Origin of the sequence: Nostoc sp. UCD121, from assembly GCF_014222285.1 — a bacterium.
Taxonomy (GTDB): Bacteria; Cyanobacteriota; Cyanobacteriia; order Cyanobacteriales; family Nostocaceae; genus Nostoc.
Window position 1 is genome coordinate 1 of the sequence record NZ_JACKZS010000154.1, and the last position, 18785, is coordinate 18785.

The window sequence follows — 18785 nt, forward strand, 5'->3', positions numbered from 1 at the left end:
TTTTGTTCTCGTAAGCCACACGCGAACAAATTATGATTTATTCCACTATCTATTTTCCCTTAACCGAGCAGTATTGACTATCGTCTAAATCACGAAATGGACACAAATCGACAGCAAATGACCCATATAAAGATAAATTTGTAACTTGGATCGAGAATTTAGGTTACACGCCTAACCAATTACATGGTGAGCCCCAAGACAAAAATAAATTTACCTTAGAACGAGATATCAGCAGTTGCCGTTCCCCATGCAAACAACAAAATAAAAAAAGTAATAAAAGGAGTAATTGCTAGATTCATTTTGGAAAATTAGTTGCAGGTCAATTGTAGGATCGTTAGCGTCAACGTAACATATCAAGTTGGCTATTTTTTTGTGCGTTACTTGTAAATTACCGTTGGGTAATTGTGAAAGAAGTCACTGTAAAATGGCGTGATATCTAGGCATCGGGAAGAGAATCATAGAAATTTCAGATGGTCAGCTGCTACACGTCATATATATGTAATAGTCTAATTTCTACATACTTTTTCAATATATTTTAGTTTCCAGTGATCTAGATCACACCATTTTGTGAGTAGGAGTAGATAGTATCAGGCACATAAACACCTTATAACTGTCAAAGGCAGGAGCTAAAAAGCTCTACCTCTTACAGGGTAAAAGAATAGATGATACCTGTATAAGTACTAAAATCACCAGTTTTAATTCTTACCAAGTCATCTAAAAAAATGAGAACAAGGTAAATGGTGATGTTTGAACTCTTGCTAAAAAATCAATTAAGCGCTCCCAAAAAAGTAAAATTTAAAAATGAGATTTTGGCACGAGTTCAAGGGCAAAAATCAGGAACTTCAAATGACGAGATTAAATTTTACAAAACTGAATTACTTCCCTATTTTATAAAATTAAGCCAACACAATCCTGTTTTCAGTGTTACGGAACAATTACGGCTTTTGGTGGGTGTTTGGACACCAATATGGTCTACCATTTCATTTCATGAAAGTTTACCGAAAAGAATACAAGAACAGTCTTTTCAAATTTTCCAGCATGATGGTTACTGTGCCAGTGTCGCTCGCTATATAATGGGAAAAGAGCCGTATTTATCCCATACTTTTCACTCAAAATTACCAGCTTATGATTTCATGGTAATCCAAAAATATGGAGTTCAAAATGGCAAATGGTATCTTCAAAACATTGATAGATTTCAGGCTTTTAAAAATAGAGAAATCCCTCTAAATCTAGAATCAGTCTATACCTGGTTTACTGATGTGCTTAACACTAAAGTCAAACTGAATGCGTCAAAATTGGCTTTATCGAAAGCTCTCGAATTAGAAAATATAGACATAAATTATACAAATTATTTAAAACAAACATCCTTAGCACCTTCTCAAGTGTTTCAGCATTTATATATAGATAATGACTGGCGACTTGTAAAAACTCAAACAGATGCCTCACATCTACCTAGTTACACAATTTCTGTGAAGAGGCAATAAGAGCCTATTTATAAAGTAAATATTAAGTAGGGTGTGTTACGGCTGTTTAGGAATTTTAAGGTTTGAGAAAGTCTAATTTAGCCGTAACGCACCATATTTTTAGGTGCGTTAAAGCAGCGCGTAACGCACCCTACTGGCGTGGCAAGGCTAAAATAGTGTAATAGATAAAAGTACGTAATAAGTATTTAACCCTAAAATATTTATAAATAGCCTCTAAGCAATATGAATGAATGGTACAAAGAAGACCTTGCATTTATTCATGATGATGGTTTCCGTGACTTCGCTCTTAAATCTGCTCCTGGCATTTTAGAAATCCTCGCTCAAAACAAAATACATGATGGATTAGTGGTTGACTTGGGTTGTGGTAGCGGGTTATGGGCAGAAGAACTCACTAAGGCTCATTATCGTGTTCTCGGAGTTGATATTTCTGAGTCGATGATTAATATTGCACGAACAAGAGTGCCAGATGCTGAATTTCGGATCGATTCACTATTCAAAACAGATATTCCGCCATGCAATGCTGTCACCTCTATTAGTGAATGTATCAGCTACCTGTTTGATCGAGACAACGATCGCCAAATTCTTGTTCAACTTTTCTGGCGCATATATAATGCCTTAACTCCTGGGGGTGTATTCATCTTCGACATTGCCGAAAAAGGACAAGTTGCACAAGGTACTACAACTAAGGGTTTCACTGAAGGAGAAAGCTGGGTAGTATTAGTTGAAAAATCGGAAGATCGAGAACAAATGATTTTGACACGCCGAATTATCAACTTCCGTAAGATGGGGGAACACTACAGACGATCTGACGAAGTACACCACATGCGATTATACGAAGCAACAGCTATTGCAAGTGAACTCTCTGGCGTTGGCTTCCAAGTTGAAACAACTCGTAGTTATGGGCAATACCTTCTGCCGAAGGGGCATGTAGCATTTATTGCACGTAAATCAGGATCATAAATACCTGAATCAAATCCAATATCTAATTTTTTTTGTTATGGTGATCCCAAAGGAATTGTTAAATACTTACGAGGTGTTAATCGAGTAAAAAGCCGATTGCATTGTATATTAAAATACAAACGTATATAAATAATTTATTTATAAAGTGTATCTATTTAGGTTGGGCAATACGCACTTCAATATCTTCCAATGTTTGTAACAATAGACTCCTTGCCTGCAATTGCCAACCCCATTTTTGAATTCTGTAAGCTGATACAGTACCAACTATAGCGGCTAACAAACAAAAAGGTTGATTTAAAGAAATTCCGAATAACAAACCCAATCCAGCAATTCCCCAAAATGGTAAGGCTACTGTTTGTCTTTGCTCTTCCACAATTTGAGTAACTATATTAGAAGATTGCTTATTAACTAATAATGCTTCTTTGACTTGTCGTTGTTCGGCTGCCGAGACTGATAAACCTATTTTCCGGCGTAGTTTTTCTATTTTGCGAGCATCAGTACTGTACTCAGTTAACTCATCTTCTGCCATTTTCAACAGTCGTTCTAATTGCGCCATTGTGTATTGCATCCAGTATTTTGATACAACTATAACTTGAATAATTGTTAATTTTTATTGACTATAACGTTGTATTTAATCGCCAAATTTAAAGTTACACGACAGAATGAAAAATCTAAAATTAAAGATGGGAAAAATATACTAACGGTTACACACTTACAAATTGAGTATAAATTTAAAAGGTAATTATGACTACAATATCTAAAAGCAATTTATCTCCATCTGCTCAAGAGCGATCGCTCATCTTGTGGTTTGATGAGGTTGGAATTGCTGATATCCCGTTAGTTGGTGGTAAAAATGCCTCACTGGGCGAAATGATTCAACAGCTAACGCCCAAAGGGATTAACGTTCCTACCGGATTCGCCACTACTGCTTACGCCTATCGTCATTTCATCAAATCAGCAGGTTTAGAAGCAAAGCTACGCAAACTCTTTGCTGACTTGGATGTTGAGGATGTCAAAAATTTACGAGAACGGGGGAAAAAAGCGCGATCGCTATTAATCCACACCCCATTTCCTGTAGCATTGCGAGAGGCGATCGCTACAGCCTACCAAAGTCTTTGTGAAATATACCATACAGAGACAGATGTTGCAGTCCGTTCTAGCGCCACCGCCGAAGACCTTCCCGATGCTAGTTTTGCCGGACAGCAAGAAACTTACCTCAACGTTGTTGGTGTCGAAGGAGTTTTAGCAGCTTGTCACAAATGCTTTGCTTCCATATTTACCGATCGCGCTATTTCTTATCGCCACACCAAGGGTTTTGACCACTTTAGCATTGCTCTGGCTGTGGGCGTGCAAAAAATGGTGCGCTCTGACTTAGCAACCTCTGGGGTGATGTTCTCTATTGACACAGAAACTGGATTTAAGGATGCGGCACTAATTACAGCCGCCTACGGTTTAGGTGAAAATGTTGTCCAGGGGTCTGTAAATCCCGATGAATACTATGTTTTTAAACCAACTTTAAAAGCTGGTTTCCGCCCGATTATCGATAAAAAATTGGGCAGTAAAGAACTGAAAATGATTTATGATGACGGCTCCAAATTTACAAAAAATGTTTCGGTTTCCCCCAGCGAAAGAGGTAAATTTGCCCTGAGTGATGAAGAGATTTTACAGCTAGGAATTTGGGCGTGTTTAATTGAAGATCATTATTCTCAAGTCCACGGTATATCAACTCCAATGGATATCGAATGGGCAAAAGATGGCATTACTAACCAACTTTTTATTGTGCAAGCGCGTCCCGAAACCGTCCAGTCGCAGAAGACAGGAAATGTGCTACGGAGTTATCGGCTGATGTTGGGAAATAGGGAAAAATCTTCCCACTCCTCACTCCATGATTCCCAATCACCTATTCCTCTAGTTACAGGAAGTGCAATTGGAGAAGCTATTAGTCAAGGGAAAGCCCGCCTCATTTTAGATGTTCAGAAACTCGAACAGTTTCAAGTTGGGGAAGTTTTGGTGACAGAAAGAACCGATCCCGATTGGGAACCAATTATGAAACGCGCCAGTGCAATTGTCACCAACTCTGGTGGTAGAACATGCCATGCAGCAATCATTGCGCGAGAATTGGGTGTACCTGCGATCGTGGGATGTGGCAATGCTACAGAAATTTTAAAACCTGGTCAAGAAGTAACAATTTCTTGCGCTGAAGGGGAAGAAGGAAAAGTTTATGCAGGTTTATTACCTTTTGAAGTAGAAGAAGTTGCTTTAGAGAACTTACCGCGCACCCATACTAAAATTTTAATGAATGTGGGTAATCCCCAAGAAGCATTAAGTTTATCGGCAATTCCTAACGATGGCGTAGGTTTAGCAAGAACAGAATTTATCATTGCTAACCAAATCCAAATTCATCCAATGGCGTTGATTCATTATGAATTATTAAAAGATGAATTTGCAAAAGATAAAATTGCTGAAATTACCTCACTTTATGATGATAAACCACAATATTTTGTAGATAAATTAGCTCAAGGCATTGGTAGAATTGCCGCAGCATTTTATCCTAAACCAGTGATTGTGCGAATGTCAGATTTCAAAAGTAATGAATATGCGAATTTGTTAGGTGGGCGGCAGTTTGAACCCCATGAAGAAAACCCAATGCTAGGTTGGCGAGGAGCGGCACGTTATTATGATGAAGGCTACAGAGAAGCTTTTGCTTTAGAATGTCATGCCCTCAAACGAGTACGGGAAGAGATGGGTTTAACGAACGTTATCCCGATGATTCCTTTTTGTCGTACTCCTGATGAAGGGCGGTTGGTTTTGGCAGAGATGGCAAAAAATGGTTTAAAGCAGGGTGTTAACGGCTTGCAGGTTTATGTGATGTGTGAGTTGCCCAGTAATGTGATTCTGGCTGAAGAATTTGCTGAGGTATTTGATGGTTTCTCCATTGGTTCAAATGATTTAACTCAACTGACACTAGGGATAGATAGGGATTCGGCGTTGGTAGCAAGATTGTTTGATGAACGTAGCCCAGCTGTCAAACGAATGGTAAAAATGGCCATAGAAGCGGCAAAAAAATGCGATCGCAAAATCGGCATTTGTGGACAAGCACCCAGCGACTATCCAGAATTTGCCCAGTTTTTAGTTGAACAAGGAATTGACTCAATTAGTCTCAATCCAGATTCAGTTTTAAAGACAATGCTGGAAGTGGCAAAAGTTGAGCAGGGATAGCAAAGGATCGGATTGTATTGGGATTCCGGTCTGAAGAACTGCGGAAAGACTCAGAATTTGCGTGGTTTACCGCCGCAGGCATCGCATAACCAACAGTAGTTGAACTTCTGGATCACTGCCTGTAATATAGCGATCGCCATATTTTGTTTGTGTAATTGTCTACAAAACTTTTGACTGCTCAACCATAAGTATCTTAGTATTTTGCAGAATGGGTATTTAGTTTAGTCAAAAGCAAGATGGCAAATCTTTTGGAAACCGAACGTTTGATTATTCGCAGTTGGATACCCGAACGCGATGCCGAGGAAGCCTTTGTAATTTATAATGACCCTGAAGTTACGCACTTTCTCGGCTCTCGCGTCACAAGTGTTGAGTCACAGCGTCTACGCTTAATTGACGACAATGGTAATGGATCTTGGGCAATTGTCGAAAAGGAAACTACAACAATTGTGGGAACTATTCTTCTGGAACAATTGCCCGACAAAGATCGTTTACCTACTCAAGATTATGAGATAGGCTGGCACTTACGGCGAGTTTCTTGGGGTAAAGGGTATGCAACAGAAGCAGGACAAGCTATGCTCAACTACGGATTTAGTGTTTTGAACTTGCCAGTGATTTATGCTGTAGTAAAGCCAGAAAATCATGCTTCAATCCGTGTAACAGAACGATTGGGTATGAAACCAGTCGGGCGAACAAACAAGTATTACGGTATTGAACTACTCCTGTTTAAACTAGATGCACCTGAAGAGTAGAGGGGGAGTAGTAGTAGTAGGGAGTAGGGGAGCAGGGGAAGCAGGGGAAGAAAAACTAAACTATTTATTGATTATTTATCAATGCCCAATGACAAATGACAAATGACAAATGGCTAAAAAATGGTTCCGAATTGGGCTGTTGGGTATATTTATCCTCTCACTCGCCTTGAGGTTTTGGGGATTGGAGCGATTCAATACTCTGGTATTTGATGAAGTTTACTTTGCCAAATTTGGTAATAATTACCTCACGCACACACCATTTTTTAATGCTCATCCGCCGTTAAGCCAATATATGATTGGCATCGGCATTTGGCTTGGCAGTCACATTCCTTTTTGGCACGATACAGTAAATGGGCTAACGGGTTCAATGCGATCGCCTTGGACTTATCGGTGGTTCAATGCGCTTACTGGATCATTTATCCCTTTAGTTGTGGCTGCGATCGCTTATCAATTGAGTTATCGTCGTAGCTTTGCTTTGCTTGCTGGTTTATTTACAGCTTGTGATGGCATTTTTCTAGTTGAATCTCGTTATGCTTTAAGTAATATTTATATTGTCATCTTTGGTTTATTAGGACACTGGTTTTTATTATTAGCATTAGATAAGCAAAATAGGCGACGTTCATTTTGGTTAATTTTTGCTGGCATTGCTTTTGGTGCGTCAGTCGGTACTAAGTGGAACGGTTTATGGTTCCTATCAGGTGCTTATCTTGTTTGGATAGTAGCTTGGGTAATTCAGGGAACGTATTCTTTTGCTAACGCCAAACTCTTTTTTAAATCCCCCTCATTGGAGGAGGCAGGAGGCAGGAGGCAGGATAGCGCAGCGTTAGCGAGTCCGCGAGCGTCGGAAGAAGGTAGGAGCCAGGATAGCAAAGCGGTAGCGAGTCCGCAAGCGTCGGCAGAATTCAGGAGCCAAGAGGTAGGAATTAGTACTTATTCTCCACCATTTATACCATCTCCCTCATCTGAATCACCACTACAAAACTTGACTCAGCTAAATATTTTCCAGATGTTATTTTATCTAGGAATAATCCCAGCTTTTATCTATAGCATCATCTGGATTCCTCACCTTCAGCTAGATAAAACTTATGGATTTATTGCAGTACATCAGCAAATTTTGAAGTTTCACTTGCATTTAGGTGGTAATAGTTCGGATGTACATCCTTATTGTGCTGCCTGGTACAAATGGCCTTTGATGACTCGACCAATGGCATATTATTATCAAACAGCTAAAAGCATCACTGAACCATTACCTGTCATGGGGCCACCTTTACCTGCTGGTGCTGGACAAGTTATTTATGATGTCCATGCAATGGGCAATCCCTTTTTGTGGTGGTTTGGTGTTGCTGCTATGTTGTTTTTAGTAGGAATGCTGGTGTCACAAGCCGTAATTCCTTGGGTGAAAGAAAAGCGTTTTTTAGTACCTGCAACTCTTAGTATTGATACTTGGATTGGCTTGTATTTAGTTATAAATTATACTGCTAACTTAGCACCTTGGGTAAAAGTTACGAGGTGCGTTTTCATATACCATTATATGTGTGCAGTCGTATTTGTATTTTTAGCGATCGCTTGGTTTGTCGATCAGTGTCTTCGCAGCTATTATCAACAACTCCGGGCGTTAGGTGTCACCATTACTTTTATCATTCTGGCTGCTTTTATTTTCTGGATGCCTATTTATCTGGGTTTACCCCTCTCCCCTGACGGTTATAAACTGCGAATGTGGTTCAACTCTTGGATTTAAAGGGGTATAGGGTATTAGGCTATTGATGATAATAACATCTCTAATCTGTAGTTATTACCCTTTCAAACAAAGCACGATAGACAGGTTCACCCTTTTTTTGTGTGCCTATTTCTCGTTCTGTGGGCACTGGTAGCGGATTTTCGGCTAACCATTCTTCTGCACCCACTTTCTGATAAGCTGGGTGGGCGGCGAAGCGATCGCGCATTTCCACCGCGATAAATTCCATATCTGATTGCACAAACACAACCCCACCAACCGCCAAATAACTAGCTAACTCCGCCACCAGTTCTGGTTGTACCACACGGCGTTTAGCATGGCGGGTTTTAAACCAAGGATCGGGAAATTGAATTGTAACGCGCTGTAAACTTCCTGGAGGAAGGGAAGATAATAGCGATCGCAATGAGTTATTCACATTGCAAAATAAGTAGTGCAGATTTGTTAAAGCCAACTCCGAACGTAACTTATTCGCCTCTTTTACCAACGGTTCTCGAATTTCTAAGCCGAGATAATTCCAGTTGGGTTCTATTTGGGCCATATTTAATAAAAACTGTCCTTTAGCGCAGCCAATATCTAAATGTAGTGGTTGATTTGGCTTTGCATAAATTTTTTCCCACTCAAGGGGAGTTGCTGGTGTTTGATACTTGTTAGCAAGTGGATTAACATGCTGGCGGACTCGGACTGCTGCCAAAATTTCCTCTCCTTTACTTCAAAATATTTTATCGATCATAAATACGAATTGCTACAAGTCTGCCTTTAATTGCGTCTTGGTAGCCTTTTTCCAATTTGGCTATTTCTTTAAGTAGAAATTATCAACTCGCTTTTATTTTTCAGACTTGAGTAACCAAGAATTCTAGTAAATAACAGTCATCAAAGTAAGAGTTGATAAAGCCAATTTTAGATTGTTTTCTTAACTTTACTCTGTCATGTTTCAAGTTAGGCGAATTTGCGCTAATCAACCTTTTATTTCACTGCTCTTGTTAAATAGCTAAAAGCTTCCCAAATGTAAGTTATTATATCTTCTTTCACTAGAGATTTTGGATTAGCTGCCTAGGCAAAAAACGGCAATATTATGCTAGAATTATATCAAATTATGGCAATTATTCAAGAGCAATTTAGAATAATTTTGCGCTTTGTTGAGTAAACAAGCTAAAATCTACGATTTTTGGAGATTTTTAGGTTATGACAACCTCACAGGAGAGGATTATCCCGATAGATTTGCGAACCGAAATGTCGCAGTCTTATCTGGAATACGCCATGAGCGTGATAGTGGGTCGGGCGTTGCCAGATGCCAGGGATGGACTCAAACCTGTGCATCGCCGCATTCTCTACGCAATGCACGAGCTAGGTCTGCTCCACGATCGCCCCTTTAAGAAATGCGCCCGTGTAGTGGGGGAAGTGTTGGGTAAATATCACCCCCACGGCGACACAGCAGTATACGATGCCTTGGTGCGGATGGCGCAGGATTTTTCCATGCGATCGCCCCTAGTTAACGGACATGGTAACTTCGGTTCGGTAGACAATGATCCGCCAGCCGCCATGCGGTACACAGAATGCCGCTTACAAGCTTTAACTAGCGCTGGGCTACTACACGATATTGAGTATGAAACCGTAGATTTTGCCGATAACTTCGACGGTTCCCAACAAGAACCGACAGTTTTACCAGCGCGGATTCCCCAATTATTGCTCAACGGCTCCTCTGGGATTGCCGTGGGTATGGCAACCAACATTCCGCCCCACAATTTGGGCGAATTGATTGATGCTTTGGTGGCTGTAATCCACAATCCCGAAATCACCGATCTCGAATTAATGCAGTATGTCCACGGCCCAGACTTTCCAACTGGGGCGCAAATTTTGGGGACATCTGCCATTCGAGAAGCTTACACTACCGGGCGTGGTTCTATTACCATGCGTGGTGTCGCTAACATTGAAACCGTTGAACAACGGGGACGGCCAGATAGAGAAGCAATTATCATCACCGAATTGCCCTATCAAACCAATAAAGCGGCGCTGATTGAAAAAATCGCTGAAATGGTGAACGAAAAACGGCTAGAGGGCATCGCAGATATCCGGGATGAAAGCGATCGCGACGGGATGCGAGTTGTCATCGAACTCAAGCGTGATGCTTACCCCCGCGTCGTTCTAAACAACCTCTACAAGCAAACGCCACTGCAAGCCAACTTCGGCGCGAATATGCTGGCGTTGGTGAATAGCGAACCCCAAGTACTCACCCTCAAGCAGTTCCTAACCGTCTTCTTAGATTTCCGCATCGAATCCATTGCCAGACGTACCCGTTACGAACTGCGGAAAGCCGAAGAACGCGATCATCTCCTGCAAGGATTGTTGATTGCCCTATCCCAGTTAGATCCAATTATTGTCTTGATTCGCCATGCGCCCGATGCGCCTACAGCCAAAGGCGAATTAATCACAAATTACGGACTCTCGGAAGTGCAAGCAGATGCAATTTTACAGATGCAATTGCGGCGGTTGACTGCCTTAGAAGCAGACAAAATTCGTTTGGAACACGACGAATTACAAACGAAGATTACCGACTTACAAGATATTTTGGCACGCCGGGAGAGAGTGCTAGAAATCATTGAAACCGAAGTCGCGCAACTGAAAACTAACTTTGCCACACCCCGCCGCACGGTGATCTTACCAGGGGAAGGGGAATTAGATGATCGCGACCTCATTGCCAATGAAAAAGCGATAATTCTGGTTACAGAGCAAGGCTACATCAAACGGATGCCAGTCAACACCTTTGAAGCGCAAAGCCGTGCTACCAGAGGCAAAGCCGCAGCCAAGGTGAAAGATGATGATACCATTGAGCATTTTTTGACTTGCTGCGATCACGACAGTATTTTATTCTTTAGTGAGCGTGGTGTTGTTTATTGCCTGAGAGCGTATCAAATTCCAGCGAGTTCGCGTACCAGTCGCGGGACACCTATTGTCCAGATGCTACCCATCCCCAAAGAGGAAAAAATCACGTCGATTGTACCTGTTGACGAGTTTAGCAGCGAAGAATATCTAGTCATGCTCACTAAGGGCGGCAATATTAAGAAAACCGAATTGGCAGCCTTTAGTCATATTCGCGCCAATGGTTTGATTGCCATTTCCTTAGAAGAAGGCGACCAACTGCGCTGGGTGCGACGCGCTAGAGTAGAGGACAGTGTAATTATTGGTTCTCGTAACGGGATGGCGATTAACTTCCGTTGCAACCACGAACAACTGCGTCCTTTAAGTAGGGCAACTCGTGGGGTAAAAGCCATGAAACTCAAAAATAAAGATGAACTCGTGGGTATGGATATTCTACCCGCAGCAATTCTTGAAACTTTGGATGTTGCAGAAGCCGAAATAACCGAAACAGAAGATATCGAAGCAATCGAAGCAATCGAAACAGAAGATATCGAAATTACCGAAACTACTGAAGAGTCCGCAGAAGTCCCTAGTACTGGCATTGTTGGGCCTTGGGTGTTGGTAATTACGATGGGAGGATATGGTAAGCGCGTACCCGTTGCCCAGTTTCGACTACAAAATCGTGCTGGACAGGGTTTAATGGCAACCAAGTTCAAAAACCGCAAAACCAAAGACAAGTTGGCAACCCTACGCATTGTCAACAATGATGATGATGAAATCATGATGGTGACAAATCGCGGTATTATCATCCGTCAAGCGGTCAATGCGATTTCTATCCAATCGCGATCGGCAACTGGAGTCAGAGTGCAGCGTTTAGATGAAGATGACGCTATTACCGGAGTGGCAATAGTTCCACCTGATGCTGCCGATGCAGAAGAAGCAGAGTAAAAAGCAGGGGGAGAGGTTAACCACCTTACTCCCTTATTTAATTGCCTTAGCTAGCGGCATTTTAATGGGGCTAACTGTAGCCCCAGTAGGTGCATGGTTCCTGGCTTGGATTGCCATAGTTCCCTTATGGGTGCTAGTTGTCACTTCAGCCAAAGGTAAAAACCAATTCCCCCCGGCTTTCCTGTGGGGAATTGGTTTTCACGGTGTCGCCCTATTCTGGATTACCGGAATTCATCCGATGACATGGTTGGGTGTTCCCTGGTTGCCAAGCTTGGCAATCACGATTTTTTGTTGGGGATTTATCAGTGTCTTAGGTGGGGTATTCCTTACTATTTGGGCGGCTGTAATGGGTCGCTTGGGTGGAAAAAAACCGTGGTTACGTGTACTGATTGGTACAGCCATCTGGTGCGCCTTAGAGAGCCTTTGGAGTGCTGGCCCTCTGTGGTGGAGTTCACTTGCTTACACCCAAAGCCCGCACAATCTCGTAATTGTACATCTGGGCCAACTCTCTGGGCCTAATACTGTGACAGCAGCAATAGTTGCTGTAAATGGGTTAATTGCTGAAGGATGGATAAACCGCAGAGGCACAGAGGGCACAGAGAAAATTTCCTCCGTGTTCTCTGCGCCTCTGCGGTTCGTTAATAAATACTTAGTTGCCGCCACAGGATTATTAATTACCTTACACCTCATCGGTTTTTTCTTATACAGTCGTCCCATCGCTCAACCTCCAGAAGCGGCCTTAAAAGTGGGGATTGTTCAAGGTAATATTCCGAACCGACTTTTACGAAGTTCCGAAGGGTTTCGTCGCGCCCAAGAAAATTACACTAATGGGTATCTAACTTTAGCAGACCAAGGTGTAGATGCAGTCCTCACCCCAGAAGGAGCCTTACCTATTTTCCAACGCAACTTGTTGGGAACTGCCTTAGTCGCAGCTGTGAAAGAAAAAGGTGTAGTTGGGTGGATTGGGGCTTTTGGCGAACGAGGAGACAGTTATACAATTAGCTTGTTTACTTTCGACAGTAAGGGTGAAATTGTCAGCCGCTACGATAAGTCCAAGCTAGTACCTTTGGGAGAATATATTCCCTTTGAAGGAATTTTTGGCGGAATAGTTCAACGCTTGTCGCCTTTGGAGGCACACCAAGTTCCCGGTTCAGCAAATCAGATATTTGACACTCCTTTTGGTCGTGCGATCGCTAGTATATGTTACGAATCTGCTTTTCCTGAACAATTTCGTCGTCAAGCTGCGGCGGGTGGGCAATTTATCCTCAGTTCTTCTAATGATGCCCATTACACTGCATCGATGCCATTTCAGCATCATGCACAGGATATCATGCGGGCAATTGAAACTGATCGATGGTCAGCACGGGCAACGAATACCGGATACTCAGCTTTTGTAGATCCTCATGGGAGAACCTTGTGGATGTCTGGATATAATACTTACGAAACTCATGCAGAAACAATTTATCGGCGACAGACTCAGACTTTATATGTGCGTTGGGGTGATTGGTTGACACCTTTGTTACTGGGATTGAGCGTCTTAGGGTGGTTTGTGCAGAGAGTGATTAACTAACGCTAATATCAGATCGTAACTACAGTGACATCCACGAGTAATAGTTACCATTTGAGTCTCTAAAAGAGGAATTGTGGCATGGAAGACATTCAGCAACGCAAGCTTTTATCAGCCCTAAGCCACGGAGCAATATTTTTTAGCTCTACGATTATCTCCATTGGCATACCGATTGCAATTTTGTTAATTAGTAATGACCCGATTATCAAAAACAATGCCAAAGAATCACTCAATTTTCATATAAATCTTTATATTTATGCAATTCTCTTTGCATTGCTGATTGTTGTGGGAATTGGTATTTTGTTGTTGATTGTGTTGGGTGTGGTCAGTTTTATTATGCCAATTATTGCCATTATTAATGTTCTGAATCAGCCGAATGCGTCTTACCGCTATCCGTTTATTTTCCGATTTGTATAGTTAAAAAGAGTTGTACAGTTATAGGTTATGTTGAGGAAGAGGGAAACCTAATCAGTGCCAGAAGTTGGTTTCAGAGAATCAATTAAACCTACACGAGTTAGTGTTTTGTTTTCTAACTGTACTTAATTGCGGTGTAGCAAAGCTTTCTTCAAGTGAAACAAAATGTTAGGTAATTCTCCATTTTGTCTATTGTAAAAAATTATATTTAGCTAAACGATTACTTATTCATTACACAGTTTGAGCTAATTTACAATTACCCATAAGGCTGAAACTTAAATATAGAATTTCATACCAAATTAAGTTTAAAAAAAAGTTTATCAGGGGTAATTTGCAGACTTTCAGGTGTTTTAATAAAGTTATTATCCAAAGTCTAGTAGAAGCAAAAACATGAAAGGTTTTAGGAAATTATCCTCAATAGCACTATTGCTATGTGCCTTTGTGTATCCGCCCTCATTAGCTGAAGCAAAAGATATTTCTTTAAGTAATGCTCGCAATGAACAGAGCGCCGCACCAGAAGCTAACCTAATTGGAGATAAAACTGGAGAGCTTTTAATTGCTCAACGGCGGCCAGGACGATACCGAGAGATTAGAAGACGGCAGATTATCCGAAGACGGCAGCCCTACGGACGATACCCGGTTATCCGACGACGGCCGCCTTTCAGACGATACGAAAATATCCGACGACGCGAGCAGTTCAGAGAACGGCGGATTATCCAAAGACGCGGGCCATACGAACAATATCAGATTCGACGAAGATATTGATAAAGGTTGATATAGCTAACCATAGTTAGTGGTTGATGATTCAACCACTAACTATGGTTATTTTCTAATGACTTGCTACTACTTCTCCTTCAAGGCGAACTAGTCGGTCTGCCAAAAGTTTTTCAAGGTCTTCTAATGCCTTGGTAAAACCTTTGATGCCCTCGTCTAGTTTGTCAGTTGCCATGCGGTCTGCTGCGTGCATTTTGTCATAGCTAGCTTTATCAATGGATATCTTTTCGATTTCCAATTTTGCTGCCTTGGCGGGGTCAAGTTTACGTGGTAGTTCTCCCACAGTTGACTGCAATTCAGCCAAAAGTGATGGAGAAATTGTCAACAAATCGCTACCTGCAAGTTCAGTAATTTCGCCAAGGTTACGGAAGCTAGCTCCCATAACTTCGGTTTTATAGCCAAATTTCTTGTAGTAGTTGTAGATTTTGGTGACAGACAAAACTCCTGGATCTTCGGTTGCTGGGTAGCTATCGCGTCCGGTATCTTTTTTGTACCAGTCGAGAATCCGGCCAACGAAGGGAGAAATTAGGGTAATGCCAGCTTCTGCACAGGCGATCGCTTGGTGAAGACCAAACAACAAGGTAAGGTTACAGTGAATACCTTCTTTTTCAAGAATTTCCGCAGCGCGAATGCCTTCCCAAGTGGTGGCAATTTTAATTAAAACGCGATCGCGGCCAATTCCAGCAGCTTTATACTGGGCAATTAAATCCCGTGCTTTAGTCAGAGTAGCTTCGGTATCGTAGGACAAGCGAGCATCTACTTCTGTAGACACGCGACCGGGAATGATTTGTAAAATCTTTAATCCAAAAGCAACTGCCAAACGGTCAAAAGCTAGAGAAACTATCTGTGCTTGGGTGGCTCCGGCTCCAGCATCTTTCTTCGCTTGCAGTAAAGTTTGATCGACAATTCCCTGATATTCTGGCATCTGCGCCGCAGCAGTAATCAGCGAAGGATTGGTGGTGGCATCTTGGGGTTTAAACTTTTCAATTGCCTGGATATCCCCTGTATCAGCGACTACAACAGTCACTTCACGCAATTGTTCCAGTAAATTCTTAGACATAAAAGACTCCGTGATGTTTATTTAGGATTTACTTATTCCCCAGTTCTTTACACTCTTTACTCTTCCTTCAATTCTGATTCTGGCAATTTTTCTTAATCATTGCCCAATTTTGCTTACTATCTTGAGCCACAGCCCTATTCTAAGTGCCTTATGCCGAAATTGGCTGTCCAATGGAATGCACTTTGATTAAACTAGTTGTGCCCGATTTACCAATTGGAACACCAGAGGTAATCACTACTTTATCGCCCTTAGTGGCTAGACCCATATCTACAACTGTATTTACCACATTGGTAAACATCTCTTCAGCGTGGTGAACTGGTGGGATTAGCAAAGCTTCCACACCCCAAGAAAGCGCTAGTTGGCGATAAGCGGTGATGTCGGAGGTGAGGGCAATAATGGGAGAAGTCGGCCGATATTTAGACACCATTCTCGCTGTATTTCCTGATGAAGTGTTACAGAGAATTGCCCGTGAGCCTGTTTCATAAGCGATGCGACAGACTGATTCTGCTACAGATTCGGTAACACTGAGACTACCTGCCTCATGACACCAAGCATGTTTGCTACCCTCATCTAGAGCCTGTTCTGTCCGCACGGCGATATTGTGCATCATCTGGACGGCGGCGATGGGATATTGTCCAACAGCTGTTTCACCAGAAAGCATTACCGCATCCGTACCATCTAAGATGGAGTTGGCAACATCGGTTGCTTCGGCGCGGGTGGGATCGGGGGCGCTAATCATCGACTCTAGCATTTGGGTGGCTGTAATCACCGGCTTGCCAGCACGATTGCAACGGCGAATAATATCTTTTTGAATGAGGGGTACTTCGTGAATTGGCACTTCCACCCCTAAATCGCCACGAGCAATCATAATCGCATCGGCAACTTTGAGAATGGAGTCAAAGTTTTCTAATGCCTCTGCTCTTTCGATTTTGGCAATTAAGCGGATGGAAGCGCCAGCTGCTTCAATCATCCGTCGTGCGGGTTCTAAGTCTTGTGGCGATTGCACAAAGGACACCGCTACCCAATCTACACCCAACTGAATCCCAAAGCGCAGATCCAGCAAGTCTTTTTCGGTGATGGAATTAACAGGTAAAGGAGTTTGTGGTAAGTTTACTCCTTTATGTGTGGAAATTAATCCGCCAGTTTTCACTTGGGCACGAATGCGATCGGCATCGCGATCGGTAACAATTAACTTGACGCGACCATCATTAATTAAAATCGGTTCACCTGGTCGCACCATTGCGAACAGAGTCGGCAATGGTAAGGGTAGTTCATCGATACTTTCACCCTTTTCTTGCAAAACAAAAGTAACTTCACTACCAGCTTCTAAATTTAACCCTTCTGGTGGTAAGGTTCCCAAACGAATCTTGGGGCCACACAGGTCTTGCATAATTGCGATCGGCTTTTGCCGCTCATTACTAATTTGTCTGAGATAATGAGCAGTTTGGGCGTGGAATTCATAAGCCCCGTGCGAAAAATTCAACCGTGCCACATTCATACCAGCTTCTACTAAAGCTTGTAGCTTTTCAGGTGCAGATGTAGCCGGGCCAACAGTACAAATAATTTTGGTTCGACGCATAGGGATTAGGGGTTGAGGAGTAACCTGCAAATTTGGATGGTTCGTGCGTAGGCGTAGCCCGTCGTAGACATCGCCCAGCCATCCAAATTAACACGTGCTTTATATCACTGCTTTTGTAAATAAAGATACTAAATGATTTTTTACTCCCAGGGTATTTACCATTTAACCCAAATCCCCAAAGTCAAGGGTCAAAAGTCAAAAGTTAATCACCAATGACCAATGACCAATGACAAATGACCAATTAAACCACAGCAACTGTAGAGGCGAGTTTTTCCTTTTGTGATATAGATAACATCAAATCAATCACGCGATTCGAGTAGCCCCACTCGTTGTCATACCAAGCAATTACCTTGAAGAAGTTTGAGTTCAACTCAATTCCAGCACCTGCATCAAAGATACTAGAATGAGTATCGCCTTGAAAATCTGTGGAAACTACTTCTTCATCTGTGTATCCCAAAATACCGGCTAGTGAACCTGCGGCAGCCTCTTTCATGGCAGCACAGATTTCTTTGTAACTAGTAGCTTTGGCAGTTTTGAAAGTTAAATCGACTACAGAAACATCGGGAGTTGGAACCCGTAATGCCATACCAGTTAACCTGCCCTTCAATTCTGGTAAAACCAGGGCTACAGCTTTAGCTGCGCCTGTGGACGAGGGAATAATATTCTGGCTTGCACCTCGACCACCCCGCCAGTCTTTCTTGCTGGGGCCGTCTACAGTTGGCTGAGTGGCAGTCATGGCATGAACTGTGGTCATCAATCCTTCAGTTAACCCAAAGTTGTCATTGATGACTTTAGCTATAGGAGCTAGACAGTTTGTAGTGCAGCTAGCATTGGAGACAATGATATCCTTACCGGGGTCAAATAGGTGATGATTGACACCCATGAGTAGAGTCGTAACTCTATCTGGATCTTTGGTAGGAGCAGAAATTATCACTCGCTTTGCACCTGCTTTCAGGTGGTTTGCGGCTCCTTCGTAGTCAGTGAAGAGTCCTGTCGCTTCTACGACATAATCTGCACCTAATTTTCCCCAAGGTAATTCTGCCGGATTCCTCACCGACACACAAGGGATGAAATGTCCGTCAATGAGAATGCCGTCTTCTTTGGCTTCAACCTTGTGCTTTAATTGACCGTGGGTTGAGTCGTACTTTAATAGGTAAGCGAGGTTATCTGGTGGTACTAGGTCATTAATACCTACAAACTCGATATTGGGATTATCGAGGCCAGCGCGAAGCACGAGTCGCCCGATTCGACCGAAGCCATTGATACCAACTTTCAATTTAGTCAAGATTAAACCTCCCGTTGTGGAAGTTGAACAAAAGGAGAAAGTTAAAAGTCAAAATAGATTGCCTTTTACTCTTTACTCTTTGATCCTGACAGTATCAGCAAGCTAAGGCATATTTACTTGGCATCTTTTAAGGATTGGGGTATTGGGGATTGGGG

14 protein-coding genes are annotated in these 18785 nt (G+C 42.3%); 9 read left to right on the forward strand and 5 right to left on the reverse strand.

The genetic code is table 11. The annotated features are described in order from the left end of the window. The first annotated feature begins 743 nt into the window (after nucleotides 1–743). Nucleotides 744–1484, forward strand: coding sequence for a hypothetical protein (locus tag GNF10_RS25740; RefSeq protein WP_185593306.1), 741 nt, complete (start codon nucleotides 744–746; stop codon nucleotides 1482–1484). 222 nt (nucleotides 1485–1706) lie between these two features. Continuing rightward, nucleotides 1707–2444 carry a trans-aconitate 2-methyltransferase gene (locus GNF10_RS25745; RefSeq protein WP_185581764.1) on the forward strand — a complete coding sequence of 246 codons (738 nt, stop codon included), beginning with the start codon at nucleotides 1707–1709 and terminating at the stop codon, nucleotides 2442–2444. Nucleotides 2445–2595: 151 nt separating this feature from the next. Here GNF10_RS25745 and GNF10_RS25750 read toward each other — a convergent pair whose 3' ends face one another. Then, complete coding sequence (locus tag GNF10_RS25750) at nucleotides 2596–3000, reverse strand: hypothetical protein (RefSeq protein ID WP_185592227.1); 405 nt, start codon at nucleotides 2998–3000, stop codon at nucleotides 2596–2598. A 188-nt stretch (nucleotides 3001–3188) separates the two neighbouring features. On the opposite strand from GNF10_RS25750, the gene ppsA reads away from it, so the two are divergent. From ppsA to GNF10_RS25765, 3 genes are all read left to right on the forward strand, one after another. Then, entirely contained in the window at nucleotides 3189–5663 is a 2475-nt protein-coding gene (gene ppsA, locus GNF10_RS25755) for a phosphoenolpyruvate synthase (RefSeq protein WP_185585726.1), read from the forward strand. 236 nt (nucleotides 5664–5899) lie between these two features. Next, nucleotides 5900–6412: a GNAT family N-acetyltransferase gene (locus GNF10_RS25760; protein WP_185585727.1), complete on the forward strand. Its 513-nt coding sequence runs from the start codon at nucleotides 5900–5902 to the stop codon at nucleotides 6410–6412. Nucleotides 6413–6521: 109 nt separating this feature from the next. Continuing rightward, a complete protein-coding gene (locus GNF10_RS25765) occupies nucleotides 6522–8150 on the forward strand; it encodes a dolichyl-phosphate-mannose--protein mannosyltransferase (RefSeq protein WP_185585728.1) in 1629 nt (542 codons plus the stop codon). A gap of 40 nt (nucleotides 8151–8190) precedes the next feature. Here GNF10_RS25765 and trmB read toward each other — a convergent pair whose 3' ends face one another. Then, entirely contained in the window at nucleotides 8191–8838 is a 648-nt protein-coding gene (gene trmB / locus GNF10_RS25770) for a tRNA (guanosine(46)-N7)-methyltransferase TrmB (protein ID WP_185585729.1), read from the reverse strand. Between the two features lie 491 nt (nucleotides 8839–9329). On the opposite strand from trmB, the gene gyrA reads away from it, so the two are divergent. The 4 genes from gyrA (at nucleotide 9330) to GNF10_RS25790 (ending at nucleotide 14697) form a co-directional block, all read left to right on the forward strand. After that, nucleotides 9330–11951: a DNA topoisomerase (ATP-hydrolyzing) subunit A gene (gyrA, locus tag GNF10_RS25775; RefSeq protein ID WP_185585730.1), complete on the forward strand. Its 2622-nt coding sequence runs from the start codon at nucleotides 9330–9332 to the stop codon at nucleotides 11949–11951. After that, nucleotides 11932–13521, forward strand: a complete 1590-nt coding sequence (lnt, locus tag GNF10_RS25780; RefSeq protein ID WP_185585731.1) for an apolipoprotein N-acyltransferase — start codon at nucleotides 11932–11934, stop codon at nucleotides 13519–13521. Before gyrA ends, lnt begins: the two co-directional genes overlap by 20 nt. Nucleotides 13522–13599: 78 nt before the next feature. Continuing rightward, nucleotides 13600–13935, forward strand: coding sequence for a DUF4870 domain-containing protein (locus GNF10_RS25785; protein ID WP_185585732.1), 336 nt, complete (start codon nucleotides 13600–13602; stop codon nucleotides 13933–13935). 387 nt (nucleotides 13936–14322) lie between these two features. Then, entirely contained in the window at nucleotides 14323–14697 is a 375-nt protein-coding gene (locus GNF10_RS25790; protein ID WP_185585733.1) for a hypothetical protein, read from the forward strand. Between the two features lie 64 nt (nucleotides 14698–14761). Here GNF10_RS25790 and GNF10_RS25795 read toward each other — a convergent pair whose 3' ends face one another. The 3 genes from GNF10_RS25795 to gap form a co-directional block, all read right to left on the reverse strand. Then, nucleotides 14762–15766 (reverse strand): transaldolase, encoded by a 1005-nt coding sequence (locus GNF10_RS25795; protein ID WP_185585734.1) that lies wholly within the window; start codon nucleotides 15764–15766, stop codon nucleotides 14762–14764. A gap of 148 nt (nucleotides 15767–15914) precedes the next feature. After that, on the reverse strand, nucleotides 15915–17345 hold the full coding sequence (gene pyk, locus GNF10_RS25800) for a pyruvate kinase (RefSeq protein WP_185585735.1): 1431 nt from the start codon (nucleotides 17343–17345) through the stop codon (nucleotides 15915–15917). Between the two features lie 241 nt (nucleotides 17346–17586). After that, nucleotides 17587–18630, reverse strand: coding sequence for a type I glyceraldehyde-3-phosphate dehydrogenase (gene gap / locus GNF10_RS25805; RefSeq protein ID WP_185585736.1), 1044 nt, complete (start codon nucleotides 18628–18630; stop codon nucleotides 17587–17589). Between the last annotated feature and the right edge of the window lie 155 nt (nucleotides 18631–18785).

Excerpts from the sequence above, each read along its gene's own strand:
- GNF10_RS25740 (WP_185593306.1), top strand. The coding sequence starts at position 744 with ATGTTTGAACTCTTGCTAAAAAATCAATTAAGCGCTCCCAAAAAAGTA.
- GNF10_RS25745 (WP_185581764.1), top strand. The coding sequence starts at position 1,707 with ATGAATGAATGGTACAAAGAAGACCTTGCATTTATTCATGATGATGGT.
- GNF10_RS25750 (WP_185592227.1), bottom strand. The coding sequence starts at position 3,000 with ATGGCGCAATTAGAACGACTGTTGAAAATGGCAGAAGATGAGTTAACT.
- ppsA (WP_185585726.1), top strand. The coding sequence starts at position 3,189 with ATGACTACAATATCTAAAAGCAATTTATCTCCATCTGCTCAAGAGCGA.
- GNF10_RS25760 (WP_185585727.1), top strand. The coding sequence starts at position 5,900 with ATGGCAAATCTTTTGGAAACCGAACGTTTGATTATTCGCAGTTGGATA.
- GNF10_RS25765 (WP_185585728.1), top strand. The coding sequence starts at position 6,522 with ATGGCTAAAAAATGGTTCCGAATTGGGCTGTTGGGTATATTTATCCTC.
- gyrA (WP_185585730.1), top strand. The coding sequence starts at position 9,330 with ATGACAACCTCACAGGAGAGGATTATCCCGATAGATTTGCGAACCGAA.
- lnt (WP_185585731.1), top strand. The coding sequence starts at position 11,932 with ATGCAGAAGAAGCAGAGTAAAAAGCAGGGGGAGAGGTTAACCACCTTA.
- GNF10_RS25785 (WP_185585732.1), top strand. The coding sequence starts at position 13,600 with ATGGAAGACATTCAGCAACGCAAGCTTTTATCAGCCCTAAGCCACGGA.
- GNF10_RS25790 (WP_185585733.1), top strand. The coding sequence starts at position 14,323 with ATGAAAGGTTTTAGGAAATTATCCTCAATAGCACTATTGCTATGTGCC.
- GNF10_RS25795 (WP_185585734.1), bottom strand. The coding sequence starts at position 15,766 with ATGTCTAAGAATTTACTGGAACAATTGCGTGAAGTGACTGTTGTAGTC.
- pyk (WP_185585735.1), bottom strand. The coding sequence starts at position 17,345 with ATGCGTCGAACCAAAATTATTTGTACTGTTGGCCCGGCTACATCTGCA.